This is a genomic window from Rubritalea profundi, from assembly GCF_002954445.1.
In the GTDB taxonomy this organism is placed as follows: domain Bacteria; phylum Verrucomicrobiota; class Verrucomicrobiia; order Verrucomicrobiales; family Akkermansiaceae; genus Rubritalea; species Rubritalea profundi.
The window spans coordinates 4111296-4114098 of record NZ_MQWA01000001.1; the positions used below are offsets into that span (position 1 = coordinate 4111296).

At 43.4% G+C, this 2803-nt stretch carries 4 protein-coding genes; 2 read left to right on the top strand and 2 right to left on the bottom strand.

The features are described from left to right. Nucleotides 1–289: 289 nt before the first annotated feature. A complete protein-coding gene (gene cynS, locus BSZ32_RS17920; protein WP_105044681.1) occupies nt 290–733 on the bottom strand; it encodes a cyanase in 444 nt (147 codons plus the stop codon). Nucleotides 734–852: 119 nt separating this feature from the next. Continuing rightward, nucleotides 853–1077, bottom strand: coding sequence for a hypothetical protein (locus BSZ32_RS17925; RefSeq protein ID WP_105044682.1), 225 nt, complete (start codon nt 1075–1077; stop codon nt 853–855). A 224-nt stretch (nt 1078–1301) separates the two neighbouring features. On the opposite strand from BSZ32_RS17925, the gene BSZ32_RS17930 reads away from it, so the two are divergent. After that, nucleotides 1302–1535, top strand: coding sequence for a hypothetical protein (locus BSZ32_RS17930; protein WP_105044683.1), 234 nt, complete (start codon nt 1302–1304; stop codon nt 1533–1535). A 76-nt stretch (nt 1536–1611) separates the two neighbouring features. After that, nucleotides 1612–2427 (top strand): IS4 family transposase, encoded by an 816-nt coding sequence (locus BSZ32_RS17935; RefSeq protein ID WP_276308474.1) that lies wholly within the window; start codon nt 1612–1614, stop codon nt 2425–2427. Nucleotides 2428–2803 lie beyond the last annotated feature (376 nt).

Below are 2803 nucleotides of genomic sequence, written 5' to 3' on the forward strand. Positions count from 1 at the left end.
AACAAGAATAGCTGTCTAAATTATGCGCAGGTTAATAAAAAGCAATGAACCCTTATAGAATAAGTGGTTTCTTCAGTGGTGCGCACGAATATAAAGGGACAGCACGAATATAAAGAGACAGAGCTCAATGGCACTAAGCTCGCCAACCGCGGCTCAGCACGCAAGGACTTGTTCCTGTGAGGTGGTAAGTAAAGGGCTCACAGGGCACTGGTGATTCGCTCTTCGCGGGGCGGCTCTGAGTTGTTATTGGGATATCATTTTATTGTTACTTTAGGTAACCTCTGTGAAGTTACCACTTTTTGTATGGAAGAAATTTACCATTCATAGTAACGACTACGCGGTCACCTTTCGGGTCTTCCTGCTTTTCTATGTCACAGGTGAAGTCGATAGCACTCATGATGCCATCGCCAAATTTCTCATGGATGCACTCTTTGATAGCTCCACCATAGACGTAGGCTATTTCATAAAAACGATAGATCAATGGGTCTTTAGACACGAGGTCTGTGTCGAGTCCCTTCATCGGGCACACAGTCAGAGCAGTGACTACATCATTGCCGAGGTCTAAGAGTTTAGCCAGCTTTGTAGCGTCTTCCTTGCTTAGACTATTCTGGCCAAGGCACGCTGAAGCTGTAAAGATATCGGACAACCCGATAGCTTTCCCCACAGCCTCCCAGGTCGTACCTTTTTCTAGTTTTGCAGTGATAATGGCTTCGGTCATTTCAAGTTTAGTCATTTATTTAGTGTGTATTTGGTTTGTATTTGGTTTGTATTTGGTTTGTATTCGAGAGTGTTAGTCGTGAGCCGCACCGAGCAAAAAAGTTAGCTTTGCGTTTTTCGGCCATTACTGCTGTTCTAAGCTAGCTCTATGTGACGCTTCGCGCGTATGTATTTCATGAGAGTTGTAGATGGTACGACTACTGCAATCCAGAGGAGCCAACCTACCGTGACAAAGCAACCCACCTTAGCACGCTCGAGCGCGACAGCTAATCTGGGGATAACGTCCTTAGGTTTTTTGTCTAATAATGTAGACTTAGCTTCTGACTGTCTAAAATGACCAGTGTATTCAATGTCGTTCATTTTTGTAGTATGTATCATTCGACCTCTTCATGACCAATCAAGCAGAAGTCGTGCCCAAAAATTGGATCTAGTATGAATATTATTAATAATTTTGATAAATGGTATAATTTCACAAATAACGAATTTAGTGGTGAGAAACTATACATACGCGTTAACTTAAGCGTATCTTTTTGATATAAAGCGCATTATAAGCTTGAAAGGTTGAGTGCGCCGGCATGATTAGCATGTCTAAACGCTTACACACCAACGACTCGCCGCTACACTTATTGCAACTTGAGGACTTAGCTAAGTCTGTTTCTTTCATCCAAAGCAAAACCCAAGGTTTCAGCGCCTTTGGAGTTATCATCGCTCTCATCAAATGTGCGATCAAAGGCGATGGTTCATTTAACAATATCGCGTTTGAGTTAGGCATCCTTAAGCGCAAAAAATCTCCTGAGTCGCTGTCTATAAGCGGATAACGAACAATGCCACTCAGTTTTTACGAGCAGTGATCGGTGAACTCGTAAAGCAATCATCTTCATCTATCTCCAAGCTCTGCTCGGGGCACGGTTCACCAGAGTTTTAGTCGAAGATTCGACTTTTCAAGTCATGGGGAAAGGCAATGCCTCGAACTTCCCTGGTCACGGTAATGGGGTGAGTCGCACTGCTGGATTCAAGTTGGACCTAGCCTTTGATTTACTAACAGGATCAACTGTTAGTCAGACATTTACGCATGGAACTCATCAAGATAAATCACTAGGGAAGCATCTCCTCAACCAAATTAATCCTGGAGATCTGGTTATTCGAGACATGGGCTACTTCGTCACTGAAAGCTTTAAGCTCATAGGTGAAATGTCTGCATTCTGGCTCACGCGTGTTCCAACCAATGTCGCAATTACTTTTAGCAACGGATCCTCGTTAGAGAAGCGTCTCAGACCTCTATCGAACAACTTCATTGATGAGGAAGTCTCAGTTGGAACATGTGGAATGTGTGCGCGTCTCGTGGCTGTAAGAGCGGACAAGAAGACCGCTATACAAAGACGTAAAGCTCGTAATGCCAGGAGCAAAGGACGCGCTAGCTCTCAAGCCCTTGTGCGCGATGGAGGGCATATACTCCTCACCAATGTTAGTTCTGATGTCACCGCCAAGGAACTCTTCGAAATCTACGCGTTACGCTGGAATATCGAGACCCGGTTCAAAGCTTGTAAGCAATCGCTAAACCTCGGAAAAGTCTTCAAGGGCGTGAACAACGATGATCATTACGAGTCCTTGATTCTGGCAGCTCTGATCCAACAGCTAATAGGATTCAATCTAGCAGCTCATCTCAGCCAGTTAAAAAAAGGTAGTGCTGAGTATGGAAAAGCTATTTGAAGCTCTATCAGCCTACCTAAATGCTTTAAGCCAAAGTACCTTGAGTGATCCGATTAGACTCCGAATTAGCCACGTAAACATTGAAAAGAGGAGTCGTCAACCAGCTCACGTTCAATGGATTAATCTACTAAGTTAGCGCGCATGAGAAACTATGTTCACCTACATGTTTATCGCTATATATATAAATCAATTATATCATTCTTGAATTCAACTAACTAGCGCAACTTTTTCCTCGTTGGTTAATTGTTGATTTTTTTCTTCAGGGGTGCAATAGCCATGCCGTTTCCTTGGCCTGTCATTAAGAGCTTTTTCAACTCTAGGAATGAGCTCTGAAGGAAGGGTTGCTATATTGGTGCCTTTCGGAATGTATTAAACC